Genomic DNA, 20,735 nt, shown 5'->3' on the forward strand with positions numbered 1-20,735 from the left:
GCCGAGGTGCAGCAGACAGGGCAGGGCCCATTCTCGGGACTCACGCCTGTAGAGGGTAGTCGCCTTCGCGTTGGGGGGTCACAAACACGATTTGTAGGGGCTGCTCTATACACTCGTGACCACGCCGAGATCGAAGGGAAGTCATGTCCGGTTCGAGCGAATCGCCTCAGCGCGACGCGGGAGGCGCGGAAGATCCGGTGGATCCCCGGCGCGTCACGGCGGTGCCGTTCATCGCCGCCGTCACCATCATCGTCGTCATCCTGGTCGCCATCGTCGTGTCCAGCCTGCTCTCGCCCGCCGACGAGAACGTCACGGAGGCCGACCGCATCAACCGCACGGTGGCCGACTTCATCCAGGCCCACAACCACGACGACCCCGATCTGCAGAAGACGCTGGTCTGTTCCACCTGGTCCGACGACCGGTCGGTGCTCCGGGACCGGGACGGCGAGGTCGCGCTGAAGGCGGTCGAGTCGTCCGAGGTCAACGGCGACCGGGCCCGGGCGGAGGTCCGGGTCAGTGCCGACGACGGCAAGGGCGAGACGACGGATACATGGCAATTGACGCGGGACGGCGACAAATGGGTCGTCTGCAACTGACCGTTGCCCGGAAGGGCGCACTAAAGAGGGTTGTGAAAAGCTGACATGGTGAGTTACGCAGGCGACATAACGCCGGAGCATGCCTGGGAGCTGCTCCGCGAGAATCCCGACGCGGTGCTGGTGGACGTGCGGACGGACGCCGAGTGGAAATACGTCGGAGTCCCCGACACATCCTCGCTCGGGCGGAAGACCATATTGATCGAATGGGTCAGCTACCCGACGGGCACTCGTAACGACAACTTCGTGGACCAGCTGAAGGAGGCCGGGATCGCGGGCGGCGAGGACGCCCCGGTGATCTTCCTGTGTCGATCCGGGCAGCGGTCCATCGGTGCGGCGGAAGCCGCGACAGCGGCGGGCATCGGCCCGTCGTACAACGTGCTCGACGGTTTCGAAGGCGGCCTGGACGCCGAAGGTCATCGTGGGGCGGTCGGCTGGCGGGCGCTGGGCCTGCCGTGGAGGCAGTGGTGAGTGCAATTCCCCAAGGCGGCGCGTTTCAGAAGGCGCTGCCCGACGACATCGGCCAGGGCACGATCAGCGTGCGCGGAGGAACCCTGCGTTCCGGCTTCGAGGAGACGTCCGAAGCGATCTTCCTGAACTCCGGTTTCGTGTTCGAGAGCGCGGGAGCGGCCGAGGCGTCGTTCACCGGCGACATCGACCACTTCGTCTACTCCCGGTACGGCAACCCCACCGTGAAGATGTTCGAGGAGCGGCTGCGCCTGATCGAGGGCGCGGAAGCATGCTTCGGCACCGCCAGCGGAATGTCGGCCGTGTTCACGGCACTCGGCGCGCTGCTGAAGGCGGGCGACCGGCTGGTCGCGGCACGCAGCCTGTTCGGCTCCTGCTTCGTGGTGTGCAACGAGATCCTGCCCCGCTGGGGCGTGGAGACGGTGTTCGTCGACGGTGAAGACCTCGACCAGTGGGAAAAGGCGCTGTCCGAGCCGACCACCGCGGTGTTCTTCGAGACGCCGTCCAACCCGATGCAGACGCTCGTCGACGTGCCCCGGGTGGCGGAACTCGCGCACGCCGCCGGCGCAAAGGTCGTGCTGGACAACGTGTTCGCGACCCCACTGCTGCAGCACAGCCTGGAGTTGGGCGCCGACATCGTTGTCTACTCCGGCACCAAGCACATCGACGGCCAGGGCCGCGTGCTCGGCGGGGCGATCCTCGGGCTGAAGCACTACATCGAGGGTCCCGTCCAGAACCTCATGCGCCACACCGGCCCCGCACTCAGCCCGTTCAACGCGTGGACGCTCCTCAAGGGGCTCGAGACGATGCCCATCCGGGTGCGGCACTCCGTCGGCTCCGCCCTCGAGATCGCCCAGTTCCTGGAGGGGCACTCCGCCGTCGACTGGGTCAAGTACCCGTACCTCGAATCGCACCCCCAGTACGACCTCGCCAAGCGGCAGATGAGCGGCGGCGGCACCGTCGTCACCTTCGCGCTCAATGCGTCCGAGGGCGAAGCGAAGAAGCGGGCATTCGAACTCCTCGACGCCCTCCGGCTCGTCAACATTTCCAACAACCTCGGCGATTCCAAGTCGCTCATCACCCACCCCGCCACCACCACCCACCGGGCGATGGGCCCGGAAGGTCGTGCGGCAGTGGGCATCACCGACGGTGTCGTCCGGCTCTCCGTGGGCCTCGAAGACACCGCCGACCTGCTGACCGACCTGGAGCAGGCGCTGGCGTAGGCGCCTCCGGCGCCCGTGCGCCTTTCTGGTTGTTCCCGCAACCACAAAGGCGCACGAGCGCGAAGCGCCTACAGGTCGAGACTCGTGGTCGGCGCGAGCGCGTCGAGGCGCGCCGCGGTGGTCCCGTCCTGTTCGTCGTAGCGGTGCGCGCACTCGACGAGAGTCGTCGACATCTCGGCGAGGGTACGCTGCAACGATTCCCGTCGGCTCTCCAGCGAGGTTGCGAACAGGCCGAACGCGATATTGGCGGCCTCCGGCCAGGCCGCGCCGACATCGGTGAGGGCCGCTTCGGTGGCAGACAACCGGGAGGACGCCTCGTCGAACAGGGCGTCGAGCTGACCGGCCGCTGCGCGCAGTGCCGCCGCGTCGACGTGGGTGGAACCGCTCATTTTCGATCCTTCGTGTCGGTCGAGACGAGATCGGACTCCCGCGGATGCGATTGATCCGTTAGGGTACGGGCATTATGCATCCTGGGGGGGATCGTGAATCTGAGGGACATTGCCCGGTGGGACGTCGGAGCGCTGCAGGCCGTGCAACGGTCGCTGTCCGAGCGACTGGCCACGATCGGCTTCGTGCAGGACCGTCTCGCCGACATCGGCCGGTTGCCGACGTGGCAGGACGACGCCGCCGACGCCGCGCGTCGGCGGTTCCGGATCGCCGCAGATGATCTGACCGGCGAGGCCGCGGCGATCGCCGTCGTCGAGAGGTTGGCCCGTGAGTTGGTCGACGCGGTCACGCATCTGAAGGCCGAACTCGACTGCCTCCGAGACACGGCGGCCGCCCACGGAATGGTCTTGTCCGACAGCGGGGACGTCGCCGGTCAGCCCGTCGACGGCTCGGCGGTGGCGCTGCGTGAAGAAGTCCGCGCCGCCGCCCGGGCGCTGATACTCCAGACGGAGGACCTCGTCGCCGACGCGGCCGCTGCCCTGACACGGGCCGCGGACGGCGAACTCGACCCCGGCGCGGCGGGCCCGGCCGGTCCCGAACTGTCCGCCCCGGCGCCGCCGCCGGACGGCTCCCCACCGGACAACCGCGCGTACTGGGAGGCCCTGCCCCCGTCCCAGCGCCGCGAAGTGATCGATCGGCATCCCGAGTGGGTCGGCAACCGTGACGGCATCCCCTCGGCAGTACGGCACGAAGCGAACGTGAGCCGGTTCGACGACGAGCGGTCGCGCTGGGAGGCCGAGCGCGACCGGCTCCGGGACAGGTTGGGCCACAACATGTTCGGAGGAGCGTTCACCGACGACGACGCGGCCCTGTGGTACACCGAGCAGAAGTTGCGGGATCTGGACGACCTCGAGCGGCTCGTGCGCGATCACCCGGACGGACGGCTGATGCTCCTCGACCTGCAGTCGGGTGAGCGGACGATGGCCGCGTTCGCGCTCGGCGACCCGGACACCGCCGACCACATCTCGGTCACCACTCCGGGCATCGACACGACGATGGCGTCACTGCGCGGGATGACCGACGAGGCACAGGCCCTGAAGGCCGAGACCGAACGGCAGTTGGACCTGGCCGGCCACACGGGCGACACGGTGTCCACGATTGCGTGGCTGGGGTATCAGCCGCCGACCACCATCGGTCCGGGCAATTACGACGTGCCGTTCCTCGACCAGAATCTCGGCCGCGGATGGCTCCTCGACTCCTGGCAGTCCGACCGCGCGACCGCGGGCGCCCCGAAACTCGCATCCTTCTACGAGGGCCTCGACGTCGCCTCGCAGAAGCCCGACCCGCACATCACCGCGCTCGGTCATTCGTACGGTTCGTACACCCAGGGCCTCGCGTTGCAGGATCCGGGCCCGGGACAACCCGTCGACGACGCCGTGTTCTACGGCTCGCCCGGGTTCCACGCGAACGACGAATCGGACCTCGGGCTGGCTCGAGGCCACGGATTCGTGATGCGCGCGCACGACGACCCCATCAGCATGGTCGACGGGTTCGGCCGGCTCGGACCCGATCCCGTGCAGACCGACCTCGAACAACTGTCGGTGCGTGAGGCGACGACACCCGACGGAGTGCGGCGGGAAGACGCCAACGGGCACAGCGAATATCCGCGGTCCAGCGGCGACGGCACCATGCGGACGTCCGGGTACAACATGGCCGTGATCGTGGCGGGTCTGCCGGACCTGGCGGTCCGGTGACGGTCCGGGGCGGATGGACAGCGAAGACGGTCGCCGTGATCGGCGCGGCGATCCTGACGAGCGGATGTGGTGGCGTGACCGACAACCCGTACAACTTCGGCGACGACGAGATCGCGGCGGCGGCCGAGAGCCTGAGCGTCCGGCCCTCGCTCGCGGCCACCGAGCGGCAGGTCACCGACGCGGTAGTCCGGATCGGCGAGGCCGCCGCCGCGATTGCCCCCGGCACGCAATGGCGGTGGCACCGGGAACGCAGCCAGGGCGGGGGATGCCCGGGACCGTACGCGTACACGGACGGGCTCTCCGTCACCACGCAGGCGTTGCTGTCCGACCTCCCGATCGGCGACACCGAATGGCCGGCGGTGCTGGCCGCGGCACGTGCGATCGCCGCCGAGGCCGGAATGAGCCGACTCCACGTTCACGTCGACCGGCCCGGACACCACGACGTCACGTTGTCCAGCGACGACGGGAACCGGATCACCTTAGGGACATCCGAGGCGGCGTCGATCCGGGGCATCACCGGCTGCCGCCGGTCGTGAGTACTTGTTAACGTCCGGCGGTTAAGAAGTACTCACGGGCGGCGAAGCCGCAAAGGGATCCGACGTGCGGCCGACGAGATCGGCGACGGATTTGAGGACCGCGGTGGGGCGGTAGGGGAACAGTTCCACCGAATCGCGCGTCGAGATGCCGGTGAGTACGAGGATGGTCTGCAACCCGGCCTCGAGGCCGCAGACGATGTCGGTGTCCATGCGGTCGCCGATCATCAGCGTGTTCGCGGAGTGCGCGCCGATGGCGCGGAGCGCCGAGCGCATCATGAGCGCGTTCGGCTTGCCCACGTAGTACGGGTCGCGACCGGTGGCCCGGCTGATCAGTGCCGCAACGGATCCCGTGGCCGGAAGCGAACCCTCCCGTGAGGGTCCGGTGGGGTCGGGGTTGGTGGCGATGAAGCGAGCGCCCCTCTCCACCAGACGAATTGCGGTGGTGATGGCCTCGAACGAGTAGGTGCGGGTCTCGCCCAGAACCACGTAGTCGGGGTCGTTCTCGGTGAGGACGTACCCGATGTCGTGCAACGCGGTGGTGAGCCCCGATTCGCCCACGACGTACGCGCTGCCGCCCGGACGCTGGTTCGCGAGGAATGTCGCGGTGGCCAGCGCAGAAGTCCAGATCGATTCCTCGGGAATGTCCAGGCCGGTGCGGAGAAGTCGGGCGCGGAGATCGCGTGGCGTCCGGATCGAATTGTTGGTCAGGACGATGAAGGGGGTGCCGGATTCGCGGAGTTCGGCCAGGAACAGGTCGGCTCCGGGAACCAGGTGCTCTTCGTGGACGAGGACGCCGTCCATGTCCATCAGGTATGTCCAGCCCGGGTGCTCTACTTCGTTGCTCACCGACCCAGTATGAGGGAGCGGGAGGAGGCATGCGCGACTATGCGAGCAGCCGGAACAGTCCGATGAGGCCGACGACGACGATGGTTCCCCGTAGCGCGGTCGGCGACAGCCGGCGACCGTAACGGGCGCCGAGGACACCGCCGAGCAGCGAGCCGACCGCGATGAGGCCGGCGGCCGCCCAGCTGATCCGGTCGAAGGCCACGAGCGTGTACGCGGTCGCGGCCACGACGTTGACGATCAGCGACAGCAGGTTCTTCGCGCCGTTCATCCGCTGCAGGCTCTCGGGCAGGATCGCGCCCATCACCCCCATCAGGAGGATGCCCTGCGCGGCGGTGAAGTATCCGCCGTACACGCCCACGGCGAACGTGCCCGCAGTGAGCAGGCCGAGGCGCGTCGCGCTCAGGCCCGCCTCGTGGCTGCCCCGCTGCTTGGCCCACGCCTGGATCCTCGGTTGCAGCACCACCAGGATCAGGGCGAGGATCAGCAGCACCGGGACGACGAGTTCGAACACCGTCTCGGGTAGATGCAGCAGCAACCACGAGCCGAGAATTGCACCGGTCAGCGACGCCGGGATCTGCCATCGCAGCCGCGGTCCCTGCCCGGCCAGCTCTCGCCGGTATCCCCACGTGCCGGACACGCCGCCGGCCACCAGACCGATGGCGTTCGACATCGTCGCCGTCACCGGGGGGAACCCGAAGGCGACCAGGGTGGGGAAGGTGATGAGCGTGCCGCTGCCGACGATGGCGTTGATCGCGCCGGCGCCGACACCGGCTACCAGGATTGCGATGACTTCGAGTGGTGTCACCGAGGCGACGTTACAAGGGCCCGCGGCGGCCGGGCAGCCGGGTCGCACGACCGCGGCGATGCACCGCTCCGCGGCTGATTCAACCGCAATCCCCGGCAGATGTCAGCACTTCTGCGCACGGTGATTCTTGGTTCCTCCGAAACCATTTCCCCTGTGTTGCAGGGGAATACCTCGTGTTGACGGCGTGCGGGAAGGCGGCTAGTGTTCGCTTCAACCATCCAGAGCGACCGAGAGACCTGGCTCGTTGACGTCGCAGCAACCCTTCCGAATCTTTCGGGTGCGGGTGCTACCGCCGGGATCGATGGAAGGCAGCACATGAACTACCTCGCGCGCCCAGCATGGCGCAGACGGCACATCGACCTGTGCCGGACCACTTCCTGCCACTGTTGACGATCTCTCGCACCACGCTCACCAGGCGCGACGCCCGGTGAGCATCTGACGCGCGCCCGCAGAAGGCGGTAGACGCGCGCCTCGACTCGTCCCGCTCCAGGTGAAAGGCCGCCTCAGTGATGTCTGTTCCAAGTGGTGAGCGAACGTGAGCGCCCCCGTCCGGGCGCGATCGGCCGCACCCCTCGATTCCGCACCCTCCGGCGACGGTGACCGGCCCGAGGACGCGGCACTGGAAGTCGCGCGGAGGTGGCATCCGTGGCGGTGGGTCGTCAGCGTCGTCGTCCTGGTGCTGCTCGCGCAGTTCGTCCACGGTCTCGCCACCAACCCGGGGTGGGACTGGGCGACGTTCGCCAAGTACTTCACCGCCGGTTCCGTGCTGCAGGCGCTGTGGATGACGGTGAAGCTGACGCTGTGGGGGACGGTCCTCGGGTTCGCGCTCGGTGTGGTGCTGGCGGTCAGCCGCCTGTCGCACAACCCGGTACTGCAGGTGATCGCCTGGGTGTACATCTGGGCGTTCCGGTCGATCCCGCTGATCGTGCAGTTGCTGTTCTGGTTCAACATCACGTACCTGTATCAGACTCTGTCGCTGGGCATTCCGTTCGGACCCGGCTTCTTCACGTTCGAGGTCAACGGCGTCATCAGCGGCTTCACCGCCGCCGTTATCGGACTGGCCCTGCATCAGGCCGCGTATTCCGCCGAGATCATCCGCTCCGGCATCATCTCGGTGGACCACGGGCAGATCGAGGCGGCGCAATCGTTGGGCATACCCCGCCGGCGCCAGTTCTTCAAGATCGTTCTGCCCCAGGCCATGCGTGGCATCCTCCCGAACGCCGCGAACGAGGTGATCAGCCTGTTCAAGGGCACCTCGATCGTGTCGACGATGGCGATCGCCGAACTGTTCTACCAGGTACAGGTGATCTTCGGTAGGAACGGCCGCGTCGTGCCACTGCTGATGGTCGCGACGATCTGGTACATCATCCTGACCACGCTGTTGTCGATCGGCCAGTACTACGTCGAGCGGCACTATGCACGCGGATCGGCTCGGGCACTGCCACCGACCCCGTGGCAGAAGGTCACCCGGAAGTTCGCCGAGATCCGCGATGCCGGTGTCTCCGTACCGAGAGGTGCCACGAAATGACGGTCGACGCCCAGCCGGCGGAGTTCGCCGTGGAGGTGCGCGGAGTGCACAAGTCCTTCGGTGCACTCGACGTCCTGCAGGGCGTGGACCTGCTGGTCCGGAAGGGAGAGGTGACGGTGATCCTGGGCCCGTCGGGCTCCGGCAAGTCCACGCTGCTGCGCACCCTGAATCACCTGGAGAAGGTCGACCGGGGCACCATTCGCATCGACGGTGACCTGATCGGGTACCGGCGCAAGGGCGGCAAACTGCACGAACTGCGTGAGCGCGAGATCCTGAAGCAGCGGTCCCGGATCGGATTCGTGTTCCAGAACTTCAACCTGTTCCCGCATCTCACGGTGCTGGAGAACGTGATCGAGGCGCCGGTGTCGGCGCAGGGCCGTGACCGGGCCGCGGTCGAGGTGGAGGCGAAGGCACTCCTGGAGCGGGTCGGGGTGGGCGACAAGGCCCACGAGTACCCGCGACAACTGTCCGGCGGACAGCAGCAGCGGGTGGCGATCGCCCGGGCTCTCGCGCTGCGTCCGGCGGTGATCCTGTTCGACGAGCCCACCTCCGCGCTCGACCCCGAACTGGTCGGCGAGGTGCTGGCCGTCATCAAGCAACTGGCACGCGACGGCGCCACCCTCGTCATCGTCACCCACGAGGTGGGCTTCGCCCGCGAGGTCGCCGACACCGCCGTGTTCATGGACGCCGGCGTCGTCGTGGAACAGGGCCCGCCCGCACAGGTCATCGACAACCCGCAGCACGACCGCACCACGGCATTCCTCTCCCGAGTTCTCTGATTCACCACACCTGTTCCCCACACGATCGGTGTGGATCCCCGAAAGGCACACATGTCCACCGCACGGTTCCGTACGAAGATCCTGGCCTCGACCCTCACCACCGTCGCGCTGCTCGCCGCCGCGTGCGGGGGCGGCGACGTCGAGGACGAGGGATCGGGGCCGACCTCGGCCGCCGGCTACAACCTCACCGCCGACCAGAATCGCATCACCACCGACGAGGTCGACTCGATCGCCGCGAAGGTTCCCCAGCAGATCCGCGACCGCGGGACGCTCGTCGTGACGGGCAGCGCCGGTTCGGCCCCGCCCCTGCGGTTCTACGCCGACGACGACAAGACGCTCATCGGCACGGAGACCGACTTCGCGTACCTGATCGGTGACGTCCTCGGATTGAAGGTCGATCTGCAGGCCGCCGACTGGGCGCAGAACTTCGTCCGGATCGACTCGGGGGAGGCCGACGCCTTCATCTCCAACGTCACCGTTACGGAGGAGCGGAAGGAGAAGTACGACTTCTCGACGTACCGCCTCGACACGGTCGCGTTCGAGACGAAGAAGGGCAGCGGCATCCAGATCAAGGAGCCCAAGGACGTCGCGGGCCTGAAGATCGCGGTCTCCTCCGGCACCAATCAGGAAGCACTGCTGGTGAAGTGGAGCGAGCAGAACGTCGCGGCGGGGCTCGAACCCACCGACATCACCTACTACCAGAACACCACCGACTACTACCTGCCTCTCGCGTCGGGCCGGATCGACGCGTACTTCGGCCCCAACCCGTCCTCGTCGTTCCACGTCGCGCAGGCCGGGGAGACCGAGATCGCCGGAACCTTCTCCGGTGCGGGCGATGCGCTCCAGGGTGAGATCGCCGTGCTCACGAAGAAGGACAACGGGCTGATCACCGCCGTCAACGAGGCCATCAACCACATCATCGAGAACGGCACGTACGCACAGGTTCTCGATCGCTGGAACATCGCGAACGAGGCGGTCGACACGTCGATCGTCAACCCGCCCGGTCTTCCCAAGACCAGCTGACAGGAGGAACAGTGACCGAGAGGACCGACTCCGTGCAGGCCGTGTTCGTCGACCAGACGGATCCACTGGCCGCGCCGCTGCTCGACGAACTGGCGATCGAATACAGCACCCGGTACGGGCGCACCCGCGACGAGATCTACGAGGACCTCACCACCTATCCGGCGGAGGAGTTCGCCGCGCCGGGCGGCGCACTGCTCGTGCTCGTCGAGAACGGGACGCCGCTGGCGGGCGGGGCGTTTCGCCGGTACGACGAGAACACCGCCGAGCTCAAACGGATCTGGACCTCGTCGGCGCACCGCCGCCGGGGCCTCGGACGGATCGTGCTGCGTGAACTCGAGGCCGCGATCGTCCGCGCCGGCTACGCCCGCATCTTCCTCACCACGGGGCCGCGGCAGCCCGAGGCGGTGGGCCTGTACCTGGCCGCGGGATACACGGCGCTGTTCGACCGCTCCCTCCCGCCGCAGGACGTCGGAATCCACGGATTCGAGAAGGTCCTGCCCACCGCCACCGCTCTGCCCTCCGGCTGGGCCGCAAAGGAGTACGAGTCCGTATGAAGTTTCTGCTGATGAGCCTGATCACTCACCAACCGGATCCGGTGACCGGGGAGAAGATCGGCACCGCGGCCCGGCTGCGAGAGGTCGTGGAGTCGGCCGTCCTCGCCGAGCAACTGGGGTACGACGGGTTCGCGGTGGGGGAGCGTCACGAACATCCCTTCCTGTCCTCGTCGCCGCCCGTGGTGCTCAGCGCGATCGCGGCGCGTACCGACACGCTCCAGTTGTGGACCGCGGTGACCACGCTGAGTCTGCTCGACCCGGTCCGTGCGTTCGAGGACTACTCGACGCTGGACAACCTGTCGGGCGGCCGACTGCAACTCATCATCGGCAAGGGGAACGGAACGGCGCAGGCGGAGCTGTTCCACGTCACCCCGGAGAATCAGTGGGATCGCAATCGCGAAGGCTACGAACTGTTCCGGCAGTTGTGGGAGAGCGAGGACGTGACGTGGGAGGGCACGTTCCGGCCGTCTCTCGACCACGCGGTCGCGCTACCGCGCCCGTTGCAGCCGCGGATCCGGATCTGGCACGGCAGCGCGACGAGCACGGAATCGGTAGATCTCGCTGCCCGCTACGGTGATCCGATCTTCTCGGCCAACGTCACCTACCCCATCGATTCGTACGCCGAGCTGGTCCGGCACTACCGCGAACGGTGGGCGCACTACGGTCACGAACCCGCCGACGCCCTCGTCGGTGCCGGAACCGCCGGGTTCTACGTCACACCGAACTCGCAGGACGCGCTCGACCTGTGGCGGCCGATCCACGCCGCCCGCCTCGACTTCGCCCGCAGGGCAGGACTTCCGGTGGTGTTCGAGACGGTCGAGGACTTCGTGGAACGCAGTTCGGCACTGATCGGCAGCCCGCAGCAGGTGATCGACAAGGTGCAGCGCTACCACGAGCAGTTCGGCCACGAGGTGATCCACCTGAGCGCCGACCGTGTCGGCACCGACAAGCAGCACCGCGAAAGCCTCGAGCTGTTCCAGGCCGAGGTGGCCCCCGCGTTGCGCGCGGCCATTCCGAGCCGCCCTCTCGCGGCGCACACCGTGGAGGGACACGCATGAGCCTCTTTCTGGGTATCGAACTCGACGGCGAAGGCGCCCATCCCGAAGCGTGGCGGCGAGCCGGTCATTCACCCGACCGGTTGTTGACCGGGCACACCGTGGCGGACCGGGTCGCGGCGGCCGAGAACGCCGGATTCACGTTCGCCACGTTCGACGACTCGCTTCTGCCGCCCGGCGCCGACGGGGGACCCGTGGGCCGGATCGACGCGGTGAACCGCGCGGCGTTCGTCGCCGCGACCACGAGCACGATCGGCCTGGTACCGGTGGTCGGCACGACGTACGCCGAGCCGTTCCACACGTCCTCCCAGCTCGCGACACTCGACTACGCATCGCGCGGTCGCGGCGGCTGGATCGCCTCCCGCGACACCGACCCCCGGGTCGCGGACGCACTGGGACGATCTGCAGTCACCGCACCCGCCGACCTCGCCCGGGAGGAGCGGGACGCGATCACGGTGGTCCGGAACCTGTGGGACTCCTGGGAAGACGACGCGGTGATCCGCGACTACGCGACCGGTCGTTTCGTCGACCGAGACCGACTGCACTACGTCGACTTCCGGGGCGACACGTACTCGGTGAAGGGCCCGGCCATCGTGCCGCGACCGCCGCAGGGGCAACTGGTGGTGTTCGGACTCGACGGCCGGACCGATCCGTCCCAGGTCGACGTGGTGCTGGTGTCCGGGGCTACACCCGGTGACATCGCCGACGCCGCCGCACGGGCGAAGGACCGCGGGGCGGCGCTCGTGTTCGCCGAACTCGACGTGGCACTCGGCGCCACCACGCCCGCCCCGCCGTGCGGGCGGCTGTCGTTCGCGGGCGAGGCCTCCGGGCTGGTGGAACTGCTGCGCGCACTGGATGCGCACGTCGACGGTGTGCGACTGCATCCCGCTGTCGTCGACGAGGATCTTCCGGTGCTGGCGCGGTACGTGATCCCGGCACTTCTGCGCGCCGGTGCCGCCCACCGTCCCGTTCCCGGTGCGACCCTGCGCGGCACGCTCGGCCTCGACCGTCCCGTCAACCGCTTCCGGGCGGAGCGCCTCGAAGACTCCTCTCGCTGAAAGGTTGTGGAGACCATGACCGACAATTCGTACGCCAGACCCGGCGCCCAGGTGCATTTCGGTGTCTTCTTCCAGGGTGTCAACCACACCACCATCTGGTCGGACCCGTCGAGCGGTTCGCAGATCGACTTCGAGACGTTCCGTCGGGTCGCCCTGACCGCCGAGCGGGGCCTGTTCGACGCCTTCTTCCTCGGTGAGGGCCTGCGCCTGCGGGAACAGGGCGGCAAGATCCTCGATCTCGACATCGTCGGCCGCCCGGACGCGATCACCCAACTCGCGGCGCTTGCCGGCATCACCCGGCACATCGGGTTGGTGGCCACCCAGAACACCACCTACAACGAGCCTGCCGACCTCGCCCGGCGGCTGTCCGGGCTGGACCTGCTGTCCGGTGGCCGGGCCGGCTGGAACGCCGTCACCACGGACAATGCCTGGACCGGCGAGAACTTCCGCCGCGGCGGCTTCCTCGACCACTTGGACCGGTACGAGAGGGCCGGCCAGTTCCTCGACACCGCTCGCGCGATCTGGGATGCGTGGGCCGACGACGCGGTCGCGACGAGCACCGACGCGCCGACGTGGGTGGCCCCGGACGGAGTGCAGCAGGTGACGCGCCGGACGTCGCAATTCGACGTCGCGATCACCCCGACCCTGCCGCGCAGTGCCCAGGGCCACCCCGTCATCTTCCAGGCCGGCGACTCCCCGGCGGGCCGCGACTTCGCGGCCGGCCGCGCCGAGGTGATCTTCTCCCGGCACGGAACTCATTTCGACGACGCGCTCGCCTTCGCCGAGGACATCCGGGCGAGACTGCGCCGTGCCGGACGCCCCGAGGACGACGTGAAGATTCTGCCGGGCACGCAGATCGTGCTCGCGGAGACGGCATCCGAGGTCGAGGAGAAGGTCCGCTGGGTCCTCGAAGGCCAGTACACCGGCCAGACGGCTCTGTCGCTGGTCGGGCAGGTGTGGGGTCGCGACCTGTCCGATCGGGACCCCGACGGTCCACTGCCCGAATTCGATCCGGTCCCAGCACCGATCTCCGTCACCCGCGGGGCGGCGCGAGACGGGAAGGATCCGCTCGCCATCGCGCGGGAATGGCGTGCCCTGGCCGAGGCGCAGAACCTGTCGCTGCGCCAGGTCGCGATCGCCACCACCCAGCGTTCCGGTTTCGCCGGCACACCCGATCAGGTCGCCGACGAACTCACCCGCTGGGTGCGCAGCGGAGCGACGGACGGCTTCAATATTTCGCCGTACCTGGTGCCCACCGGACTCGACGACATCGTCGACCTGCTGGTACCCGAATTGCAGGAGCGTGGTTCGTACCGAACGGAATACGAAGGTTCGACCCTGCGCGAGCACCTCGGTCTCCGGCCCCCGCTGTCGCGGCGGGAGCTTCCACCCCGGCAGGCCACCGGGTAGCCGGGGCCCGTGTGGCGCGGCGACCGACGATCTCTTACACTCGGTAACGACCATCCAGAGCGACCGAGAGACCTGGCTCGTTGACGTCGCAGCAACCCCCCGTCCTGCGGGTGCGGGTGCTACCGCCGGGATCGATGGAGGAACCATGTTGACCGAAGGCTTCGTGAGCGCCTGGGGGCGCCTGCACGTCGATCTCTGCCGGCTGTCCACCTCCATCTGTTTCAGCTGACCCGCCACCCCGCCACCTCGGGGTTCCGGTTCGTCACACCGCATCCGCCTCGGATCCGGTGCCTTTCACCTTCCTGTGCGCGTGAGCGCTGCCCCTACGACGGGCAGCGCGCACGGCACTTCTTCGAGATCACGGAGTTCTCGGTGCCCTCAGTACCTTTGTCCTCGTCCTCCCGCGGCGGTGCCCGCATCGCCGCGGGAATCGGCGCCGCCGCCGTGCTGGCCACGGCGCTCACCGCGTGCGGTGGCGGTTCCGGCAGTTCCACCGCGGCGGATGCGGGACCGCCGCAGCCCGGCGGCACCCTCCGCTACGGCCTGTCCCAGGCACCCACGTGCGCAGACCCCGCACAGTCGGGCACGAACCAGACGATCTACGTGGCTCGTCAGGTGGTGGACTCGCTCACCGATCAGGACCCGGAGACGGGCGAACTGAAGCCGTGGCTGGCCGAGAGCTGGGACACCGACGCCGACGCGTCCTCCTTCACGTTCCACCTGAAGGACGGAGTGACGTTCAGCGACGGAACACCTTTCACCGCGGACTCGGTGAAGAAGAACCTCGACGCCGTCGTCAACACCCTCACCGGGGCCAAGGCCGCACTGGCCGCCAGCTATCTCACCGGGTACACCGGCACCACCGTCGTCGACCCGCTGACCGCGCAGGTCGACTTCGCCGCACCCAACGCGCAGTTCCTGCAGGCGTCGTCCACCCCGCAGCTCGGCATCCTGTCCGACAGTTCCGTCGCGAAGTCCGCCGAAGAGCGTTGCACCGGCGACATCTCGGGTACCGGACCGTTCACATACGCCGACTACCAGCAGGACAAATCCGTCACCCTGGCCAAGCGTGCCGGATACGACTGGGGCTCCGACGTGTTCGGCCACGACGGCGAGGCCTACCTGGACACCATCGAGTTCAGCGTCGTCCCCGAATCCGGTGTCCGCACGGGCAGCCTGTCCTCGGGACAGCTGGACGCGATCAGCGACGCGTTGCCGCAGGACGCCCCGCAGATCGAGGGCGCGGGCGGACGGGTGCTCACCACGTCGAATCCCGGGACCCCGTTCGGCTTCCAGCCCAACGTGACCCGCGGACCGCTCGTCGACCCCGTCGTCCGCAGCGCGCTGGTCCCGGCGATCAACCGGCAGGAACTGGTCGACACCGTGCTCGGCCCCAATTTCAAGCCCGCCACCGGCACGCTGGCGAGCCGCACCCCGGGATACGTCGCCCTGCCGGACGTGACGTACGACCCGGAAAAGGCGAAATCGATTCTGGATCAGGCCGGCTGGATGCCCGGCGCCGACGGCATCCGCGAGAAGGGTGGCCAGAAGCTCGGTTTCCCGGTTCTGTTCAGTTCGGTGTTCGCCGGCAACCAGGCCATCCTCGAACTGGTGCAGCAGCAGCTGAAGGAGGTGGGCGTCGATCTGCAACTGGACCTCGTGTCCACCCCGGAAGCCACCGCCCGCCAGAATTCGAAGGACTTCGACGCCACCTACTACAACAGCACTCGCGCCGACGGTGACATCCTGCGCACCCAGTTCGGTCTCGAGGGTCGCAACCTGAACAGCCGGAACGCGATTCCCGCGCTCGACGACGTGCTGGCGAAGCAGCTGGCCACCACCGACACCGCCGAGCGGAGCGCACTCCTCGCCGACGCCCAGCAGCAGGTGCTGGGCAACGGTCTGTGGATCCCGACGGTGGAGCTGTCGCAGGCGATCGGCGCGGGCCCGACCGTGCAGAACCTGAAGTTCGAGGCCTCGGCCCGGCTCCAGTTCTTCGACACCTGGATCAGCGGACGCTGAGCCATGATTCGCTACCTCGGACTCCGGGTTCTGCAGGCGGTCGCCGTGCTGTGGGCGACGTTCACCGTGTCGTTCGCCGTGCTGTTCCTGCTGCCGTCCGACCCGGTGAGCATCGCCGTCGACTCGGCGTCCACAGGAACCACGGTCGACGCGGCCGCCGTCGCGGAACTGCAGGCGCGGTACGGCCTGGACCAGCCGGTGTGGGTGCAGTACTGGAACTCGCTGAGCCATGCCGTGCGCGGCGACTTCGGGTACTCCATCGCCACCGGGCAATCGGTGACCGAGGCGATCGGGAACGCGCTGCCCAGCACGCTCGCGCTGGCCTTCGCGGCGCTCGTCCTCGCCGTGGCGTTCGGGACGTCCGTCGCGTTCCTCGCCACCTACACAGGCATCCGGTGGCTGCGAAACCTGCTGTTCTCGCTGCCGCCGCTCGGTGTCGCGGTGCCGACGTTCTGGGTGGGTCTGATTCTGCTGCAGCTGTTCTCGTTCCGGCTGAAGGCCTTCCCAGCGTTCGGAGACCAGGGGGTCGCCGCTCTGGTGCTCCCCGCGGTGACGCTGGCATTGCCGACCGGCGCGGTGATCGCCCAGGTGCTCGCGGCGAGTCTGCAGACCACGTGGCGGCAGCCGTTCATCGAGGCCGCGCGGGCGAAGGGCGCGTCGCGCCGGCGAATCCAGACGCGGCACGCGCTGCGGCTGTCGAGCATTCCCGCCTTCACCATCGCCGGTGTGCTCGTGGGCAATCTGCTGGCCGGATCGGTCGTCGTGGAGACGGTGTTCTCGCGGGCCGGCGTCGGGCGGCTCACACAGACGTCGGTGATGGCGCAGGACATACCCGTGGTCCAGGGGATCGTGGTGCTGAGTTCCCTCGTCTACGTCCTCGTCAATCTCGCGGTCGATCTGCTCTACCCGCTGATCGATCCCCGGATCGTCGAGGGCAGGCGAAGCCGCCACGCCGCCGACGACCGCGCTGATCTGGAGGAGAAGGTTCATGTCTGACATCCTCACCCGGGAACTCCTCGACGAGGCCGAGGGTTTCGACCCCGCCCCGCAACAACCTCCGCCCCCGATCACGCCGGGGACACACCGTCGCGCACTCGGCGTGCCTGCATGGCTGCGGCACACTGTCGTGCCGGTCGTCGCGGCGGCCGTGCTCCTGCTCGCCGTCGGATTCGCGGTGGCGCCGTCGGTGTTCGCGAGCGGTGACCCGTTGGTCGGGGTACCCGCCCGGAAACTGCAGGCGCCCAGCGCCGCACACTGGTTCGGCACCGACAACATCGGACGCGACGTGTACACCCGAGTCGTCCACGGAGCCGGATTGTCCCTGACCGCAACGCTGCTGGCAGTGGGAATCGCATTGGCCGTCGGTTCGCTGATCGGTCTGCTGTCCGGCGCGGTCGGCGGCGCGCTGGACGCCGTGCTCATGCGAATCGTCGACGTCCTCCTGTCGATCCCCGCGCTGCTGCTCTCGCTCGCGCTGGTGACGGCGCTGGGGTTCGGCACGGTCAACGTGGCCGTCGCCGTCGGAGTGTCGCTGATCGCGAACTTCGCCCGGGTAATGCGGTCGGAGGTGCTGCGCGTCCGCAGGTCGCTGTACGTCGAGGCGGCGTTCGCGTCGGGCGTCCGCTGGCACACGGTCCTGCGTCGGCACGTGCTGCGCAACTCGTACGCGCCCGTCGTGGCGCTCGCCGCCGTCGAGTTCGGCATGGCGGTGCTCGCCGTGTCGTCGCTGAGCTTCCTCGGGTTCGGCGCGGTGCCGCCCACCCCGGAGTGGGGCTCGCTGATCTCGGAGGGCAGGAACTACCTCGCCACCGCGTGGTGGATGACGACCCTTCCCGGGGTCGTGATCGTGGCCGTCGTGCTATCGGCGCACCGGCTCGGACATGCACTCGAACGGAGGGAAGTGCGATGAGCGCGAACGACATCCCGCTGCTGCAGGTCTCCGGACTCCGGGTGGCGTACGGCAGTGTGAGCGATCCCGTCGTGGCCGTGAACGGCGTCGACCTGACGGTCGGCCGGGGCGAGGTAGTGGCGGTGGTCGGCGAGTCCGGCTCCGGGAAATCCACCACGGCGCATGCGATCCTCGGACTGCTCGGCGGCAACGGCCGCACCGTCGGCGGCACCGTCACGTTCGACGGCGAACGCCTCGACACGCAGTCCGAGCGCGCGCTGGGCCGGATCCGCGGCGCCCGAATCGGCCTCGTCCCACAGGACCCGACGACCTCCCTCAACCCCGTCCAGCGGGTCGGGGCGCAGGTGGCGGAGGTACTGCGGATCCACGGACTCGCCGACCGGCGGACCGCCGAACTCGAGGCGGTGCGCATCCTCGCCGAGGCCGGGATCGACAACCCGGACGTGCGGGCGCGGCAGTACCCACAGGACCTGTCGGGCGGGCAACGGCAGCGTGTCCTGATCGGGATCGCGCTGGCGTGCAGCCCCGAACTCGTGATCGCGGACGAGCCGACCAGCGCGCTCGACGTCACCGTCCAGCGCCGGATTCTGGATCACCTCGACGCACGGATCGCCGAATCCGGCACCGCGGTCCTGCTGATCACCCACGACCTGGGCGTCGCCGCGGACCGGGCCGACCGGATCGTGGTGATGAGCCAGGGGGAGGTGGTGGAGTCGGGGCCCGCCCGCGAGATCCTCGAGAACCCGCAGCACGAGTACACCCGCACCCTGCTGGCCGCCGCACCCAGCCTCTCCGTGGAGCGGGGACCCCGGCTCGACGACCACGACGGCGGAGTCGCCCCCGACGTCCTGCTGCGCGTGAGCGGGGTGTCCCGGACATTCCGGATCGACCGGCGCACGGCCATCGACGCCGTGCGGGACGTGTCGTTCGACGTCCCGCGGGGACGCACCCTGTCGCTGGTCGGGGAATCCGGGTCGGGGAAGTCCACGGTGGCGCGGATCGCCATCCGGCTGGAGACCGCCACCGCGGGACGCGTCGAGTTCGACGGCCGGGACGTCACCACCCTGCGTGGCGGCGCGCTGCGTGCCCTGCGCAGGCGGGTGCAGATCGTGTACCAGAACCCGTACGCCTCGCTCGACCCGAAACTGGCCGTCTCGGACATCGTGGCGGAACCCCTCGGTGCGTTCGGTGTCGGAACCAGGACCGAACGAGCGGCGCGGGTAGCCGAACTGCTCGACCAGGTCGCGCTGCCCCGCACCTTCCTGGGCCGCAGGCCCGCCGAACTGTCCGGTGGGCAACGTCAGCGAGTCGCCATCGCCCGGGCGCTGGCCCTGCATCCCGAACTCGTGGTGCTCGACGAACCGGTGTCGGCCCTGGACGTCTCGGTGCAGGCGCAGATCCTGGGTCTGCTCGACGATCTGCAGCGGGACCTCGGCCTGAGCTATCTCTTCATCTCGCACGACCTCGCCGTGGTCCGGCAGATCAGCGACACGGTCGCGGTGATGCGTTCCGGTCAGATCGTCGAATTCGGTACCGCGGCAGAAATTTTCGACAAACCCCGCCACGACTACACCCGGCAGTTGCTCGACGCGATCCCGGGACGATCCGTCGTGCGCCCCCGTTCCCCGCAGCCGAAGGAATCGATTCATGCCTGAGCCACGCTCCCCACTCGTCGCCGTCGATCTGTACGGCACGGGAATTCATCCGCAGTCCTGGCGGCGCCCGGACTCGCGCGCCGAGGACCTCTTCACCGCCGGATACTGGACCGGGCTGCTCGGGCAGGCCGACGCGGCCGGGGTGGATCTCGCGTTCCTCGGCGATTCCTTCGCGATCGCGACGACGGGGCACGCCGAGCAGCGCGGGCACCTGGACGCGGTGGCGATCGCGGCACGCGCCGTCGCCGCCACCGACCGCATCGGCCTGGTTCCCACGGTGACCGTCACCCACACCGAACCGTTCCACGTCTCGAAGGCGATCGCGAGCCTCGACCACGCATCACGGGGGCGCGCGGGGTGGCAGGTGGACGTGTCGGCCGGACAGGCGCAGGCGAATCTGTTCGGACGCAAGGATGCTCAGGACGTCGACAGCCTGTGGGAGGAGGCGGCCGATGCGATCGAGGTGGTGAGCCTGCTGTGGGACAGCTGGGAGGACGACGCCGAGATCCGCGACGCGGCGACCGGACGCTTCATCGACCGGGACAAGCTGCACTACATCGATTTCGAGGGCACCCACTTCACGGTGAAGGGCCCCTCGATCACACCGCGGTCGCCGCAGGGGCAGTCGCTGATCGTGATCGAAGCCCGGGAGGAGCACTCCACCCGGGTCGCTGCCGCACGTGCCGACGTGATCCGCATCGGCGCCCCCGGGGTCGAGGCCGCACGTCAGCGGGCAGTGCAGGTACGCACGGCTGCCGCGAAGGCCGGCCGTGACCCCGGGTCGATCCGGGTGCTGCTCGACGTCGAGGTGGTGATCGCCGAATCCGCCGACGCCGCCGACCACGACCTCGCACAACTGGAGAACTGGTCCGGCACCCGGTACGAGCCGCAGTCGCTTCTCCACCGCGGCGACGCCGCCGGGCTGGCCCGGTTGATCACCGACGTGGTGGCCACCGGGGACGTCGACGGCGTCACGCTCCGGCCGCTGGCGCTGGCCTCCGGACTCGAAGCGATCACCGCGCACGTCCTGCCCCTGCTGCGGTCGGACGCCCCGGTGCCTGGTCGGGGAATCCTCCGGGAACGGCTCGGCCTCTCCCGTCCCGTCAACCACTTCGCCGGACAGGACTGAC

22 protein-coding genes and 2 riboswitches are annotated in these 20,735 nt (G+C 68.7%); of the genes, 19 read left to right on the top strand and 3 right to left on the bottom strand.

What is annotated here, in order from left to right; genetic code table 11:
• Window positions 1–143: 143 nt before the first annotated feature.
• The 3 genes from ACFTWF_RS06705 to ACFTWF_RS06715 are packed head-to-tail and all read left to right on the top strand — an operon-like array spanning window position 144 to window position 2,284.
• Complete coding sequence (locus ACFTWF_RS06705) at window positions 144–596, top strand: hypothetical protein (protein WP_378460475.1); 453 nt, start codon at window positions 144–146, stop codon at window positions 594–596.
• A 48-nt stretch (window positions 597–644) separates the two neighbouring features.
• Window positions 645–1,064, top strand: a complete 420-nt coding sequence (locus ACFTWF_RS06710; protein WP_378460567.1) for a rhodanese-like domain-containing protein — start codon at window positions 645–647, stop codon at window positions 1,062–1,064.
• Window positions 1,061–2,284, top strand: coding sequence for an O-succinylhomoserine sulfhydrylase (locus ACFTWF_RS06715; RefSeq protein ID WP_378460476.1), 1,224 nt, complete (start codon window positions 1,061–1,063; stop codon window positions 2,282–2,284). Before ACFTWF_RS06710 ends, ACFTWF_RS06715 begins: the two co-directional genes overlap by 4 nt.
• A 68-nt stretch (window positions 2,285–2,352) precedes the next feature.
• Here ACFTWF_RS06715 and ACFTWF_RS06720 read toward each other — a convergent pair whose 3' ends face one another.
• Window positions 2,353–2,673, bottom strand: coding sequence for a type VII secretion target (locus ACFTWF_RS06720; RefSeq protein ID WP_378460477.1), 321 nt, complete (start codon window positions 2,671–2,673; stop codon window positions 2,353–2,355).
• Window positions 2,674–2,766: 93 nt separating this feature from the next.
• Between ACFTWF_RS06720 and ACFTWF_RS06725 the strand changes: the two genes are divergently transcribed.
• Window positions 2,767–4,425 (top strand): alpha/beta hydrolase, encoded by a 1,659-nt coding sequence (locus ACFTWF_RS06725; RefSeq protein WP_378460478.1) that lies wholly within the window; start codon window positions 2,767–2,769, stop codon window positions 4,423–4,425.
• Entirely contained in the window at window positions 4,422–4,961 is a 540-nt protein-coding gene (locus ACFTWF_RS06730; RefSeq protein ID WP_378460479.1) for an LppA family lipoprotein, read from the top strand. Before ACFTWF_RS06725 ends, ACFTWF_RS06730 begins: the two co-directional genes overlap by 4 nt.
• Before the next feature lie 21 nt (window positions 4,962–4,982).
• Here the strand turns inward: ACFTWF_RS06730 and ACFTWF_RS06735 are convergent, their stop codons facing one another.
• Together ACFTWF_RS06735 and ACFTWF_RS06740 are read right to left on the bottom strand one after the other, a co-directional pair.
• Window positions 4,983–5,768: an HAD-IIA family hydrolase gene (locus ACFTWF_RS06735; RefSeq protein ID WP_185729798.1), complete on the bottom strand. Its 786-nt coding sequence runs from the start codon at window positions 5,766–5,768 to the stop codon at window positions 4,983–4,985.
• A 76-nt stretch (window positions 5,769–5,844) separates the two neighbouring features.
• Window positions 5,845–6,612, bottom strand: a complete 768-nt coding sequence (locus tag ACFTWF_RS06740) for a sulfite exporter TauE/SafE family protein (RefSeq protein ID WP_378460480.1) — start codon at window positions 6,610–6,612, stop codon at window positions 5,845–5,847.
• Window positions 6,613–6,823: 211 nt separating this feature from the next.
• Window positions 6,824–6,920, top strand: a riboswitch (SAM riboswitch).
• A 7-nt stretch (window positions 6,921–6,927) separates the two neighbouring features.
• On the opposite strand from ACFTWF_RS06740, the gene ACFTWF_RS06745 reads away from it, so the two are divergent.
• The 14 genes from ACFTWF_RS06745 to ACFTWF_RS06810 all read left to right on the top strand — a co-directional run bounded on the left by ACFTWF_RS06745 (window position 6,928) and on the right by ACFTWF_RS06810 (window position 20,734).
• Window positions 6,928–7,002 carry a putative leader peptide gene (locus ACFTWF_RS06745; protein WP_368681154.1) on the top strand — a complete coding sequence of 25 codons (75 nt, stop codon included), beginning with the start codon at window positions 6,928–6,930 and terminating at the stop codon, window positions 7,000–7,002.
• 229 nt (window positions 7,003–7,231) lie between these two features.
• Window positions 7,232–8,140, top strand: a complete 909-nt coding sequence (locus ACFTWF_RS06750) for an amino acid ABC transporter permease (protein WP_378460568.1) — start codon at window positions 7,232–7,234, stop codon at window positions 8,138–8,140.
• A complete protein-coding gene (locus ACFTWF_RS06755; protein ID WP_378460481.1) occupies window positions 8,137–8,919 on the top strand; it encodes an amino acid ABC transporter ATP-binding protein in 783 nt (260 codons plus the stop codon). Before ACFTWF_RS06750 ends, ACFTWF_RS06755 begins: the two co-directional genes overlap by 4 nt.
• A gap of 51 nt (window positions 8,920–8,970) precedes the next feature.
• Complete coding sequence (locus ACFTWF_RS06760) at window positions 8,971–9,942, top strand: ABC transporter substrate-binding protein (protein WP_378460482.1); 972 nt, start codon at window positions 8,971–8,973, stop codon at window positions 9,940–9,942.
• 11 nt (window positions 9,943–9,953) lie between these two features.
• Window positions 9,954–10,496, top strand: coding sequence for a GNAT family N-acetyltransferase (locus ACFTWF_RS06765; protein ID WP_378460483.1), 543 nt, complete (start codon window positions 9,954–9,956; stop codon window positions 10,494–10,496).
• On the top strand, window positions 10,493–11,554 hold the full coding sequence (locus ACFTWF_RS06770) for an LLM class flavin-dependent oxidoreductase (RefSeq protein ID WP_378460484.1): 1,062 nt from the start codon (window positions 10,493–10,495) through the stop codon (window positions 11,552–11,554). Before ACFTWF_RS06765 ends, ACFTWF_RS06770 begins: the two co-directional genes overlap by 4 nt.
• A complete protein-coding gene (locus tag ACFTWF_RS06775; protein ID WP_378460485.1) occupies window positions 11,551–12,609 on the top strand; it encodes an LLM class flavin-dependent oxidoreductase in 1,059 nt (352 codons plus the stop codon). Before ACFTWF_RS06770 ends, ACFTWF_RS06775 begins: the two co-directional genes overlap by 4 nt.
• A 15-nt stretch (window positions 12,610–12,624) precedes the next feature.
• Entirely contained in the window at window positions 12,625–14,019 is a 1,395-nt protein-coding gene (locus ACFTWF_RS06780; RefSeq protein WP_378460486.1) for an NtaA/DmoA family FMN-dependent monooxygenase, read from the top strand.
• A 47-nt stretch (window positions 14,020–14,066) separates the two neighbouring features.
• Window positions 14,067–14,160, top strand: a riboswitch (SAM riboswitch).
• Window positions 14,161–14,164: 4 nt separating this feature from the next.
• Window positions 14,165–14,248 (top strand): putative leader peptide, encoded by an 84-nt coding sequence (locus ACFTWF_RS06785; RefSeq protein ID WP_378460569.1) that lies wholly within the window; start codon window positions 14,165–14,167, stop codon window positions 14,246–14,248.
• A gap of 143 nt (window positions 14,249–14,391) precedes the next feature.
• Window positions 14,392–16,041: an ABC transporter substrate-binding protein gene (locus tag ACFTWF_RS06790; protein ID WP_378460487.1), complete on the top strand. Its 1,650-nt coding sequence runs from the start codon at window positions 14,392–14,394 to the stop codon at window positions 16,039–16,041.
• Window positions 16,042–16,044: 3 nt separating this feature from the next.
• Window positions 16,045–17,037, top strand: a complete 993-nt coding sequence (locus ACFTWF_RS06795) for an ABC transporter permease (protein ID WP_378460488.1) — start codon at window positions 16,045–16,047, stop codon at window positions 17,035–17,037.
• A complete protein-coding gene (locus ACFTWF_RS06800; RefSeq protein WP_378460489.1) occupies window positions 17,030–17,950 on the top strand; it encodes an ABC transporter permease in 921 nt (306 codons plus the stop codon). The genes ACFTWF_RS06795 and ACFTWF_RS06800 overlap by 8 nt, the downstream gene beginning before the upstream one ends.
• Window positions 17,947–19,605, top strand: a complete 1,659-nt coding sequence (locus ACFTWF_RS06805) for a dipeptide ABC transporter ATP-binding protein (protein WP_378460490.1) — start codon at window positions 17,947–17,949, stop codon at window positions 19,603–19,605. Before ACFTWF_RS06800 ends, ACFTWF_RS06805 begins: the two co-directional genes overlap by 4 nt.
• A complete protein-coding gene (locus ACFTWF_RS06810; RefSeq protein ID WP_378460491.1) occupies window positions 19,598–20,734 on the top strand; it encodes an LLM class flavin-dependent oxidoreductase in 1,137 nt (378 codons plus the stop codon). Before ACFTWF_RS06805 ends, ACFTWF_RS06810 begins: the two co-directional genes overlap by 8 nt.
• Window position 20,735 lies beyond the last annotated feature (1 nt).

Source organism: Rhodococcus sp. NPDC056960, from assembly GCF_042674125.1.
Lineage (GTDB): Bacteria > Actinomycetota > Actinomycetes > Mycobacteriales > Mycobacteriaceae > Rhodococcus_F.

Excerpts from the sequence above, each read along its gene's own strand:
- ACFTWF_RS06755 (WP_378460481.1), top strand. The coding sequence starts at position 8,137 with ATGACGGTCGACGCCCAGCCGGCGGAGTTCGCCGTGGAGGTGCGCGGA.
- ACFTWF_RS06795 (WP_378460488.1), top strand. The coding sequence starts at position 16,045 with ATGATTCGCTACCTCGGACTCCGGGTTCTGCAGGCGGTCGCCGTGCTG.
- ACFTWF_RS06800 (WP_378460489.1), top strand. The coding sequence starts at position 17,030 with ATGTCTGACATCCTCACCCGGGAACTCCTCGACGAGGCCGAGGGTTTC.
- ACFTWF_RS06735 (WP_185729798.1), bottom strand. The coding sequence starts at position 5,768 with ATGGACATGGACGGCGTCCTCGTCCACGAAGAGCACCTGGTTCCCGGA.
- ACFTWF_RS06810 (WP_378460491.1), top strand. The coding sequence starts at position 19,598 with ATGCCTGAGCCACGCTCCCCACTCGTCGCCGTCGATCTGTACGGCACG.
- ACFTWF_RS06785 (WP_378460569.1), top strand. The coding sequence starts at position 14,165 with ATGTTGACCGAAGGCTTCGTGAGCGCCTGGGGGCGCCTGCACGTCGAT.
- ACFTWF_RS06760 (WP_378460482.1), top strand. The coding sequence starts at position 8,971 with ATGTCCACCGCACGGTTCCGTACGAAGATCCTGGCCTCGACCCTCACC.
- ACFTWF_RS06805 (WP_378460490.1), top strand. The coding sequence starts at position 17,947 with ATGAGCGCGAACGACATCCCGCTGCTGCAGGTCTCCGGACTCCGGGTG.
- ACFTWF_RS06780 (WP_378460486.1), top strand. The coding sequence starts at position 12,625 with ATGACCGACAATTCGTACGCCAGACCCGGCGCCCAGGTGCATTTCGGT.
- ACFTWF_RS06705 (WP_378460475.1), top strand. The coding sequence starts at position 144 with ATGTCCGGTTCGAGCGAATCGCCTCAGCGCGACGCGGGAGGCGCGGAA.
- ACFTWF_RS06720 (WP_378460477.1), bottom strand. The coding sequence starts at position 2,673 with ATGAGCGGTTCCACCCACGTCGACGCGGCGGCACTGCGCGCAGCGGCC.
- ACFTWF_RS06770 (WP_378460484.1), top strand. The coding sequence starts at position 10,493 with ATGAAGTTTCTGCTGATGAGCCTGATCACTCACCAACCGGATCCGGTG.
- ACFTWF_RS06775 (WP_378460485.1), top strand. The coding sequence starts at position 11,551 with ATGAGCCTCTTTCTGGGTATCGAACTCGACGGCGAAGGCGCCCATCCC.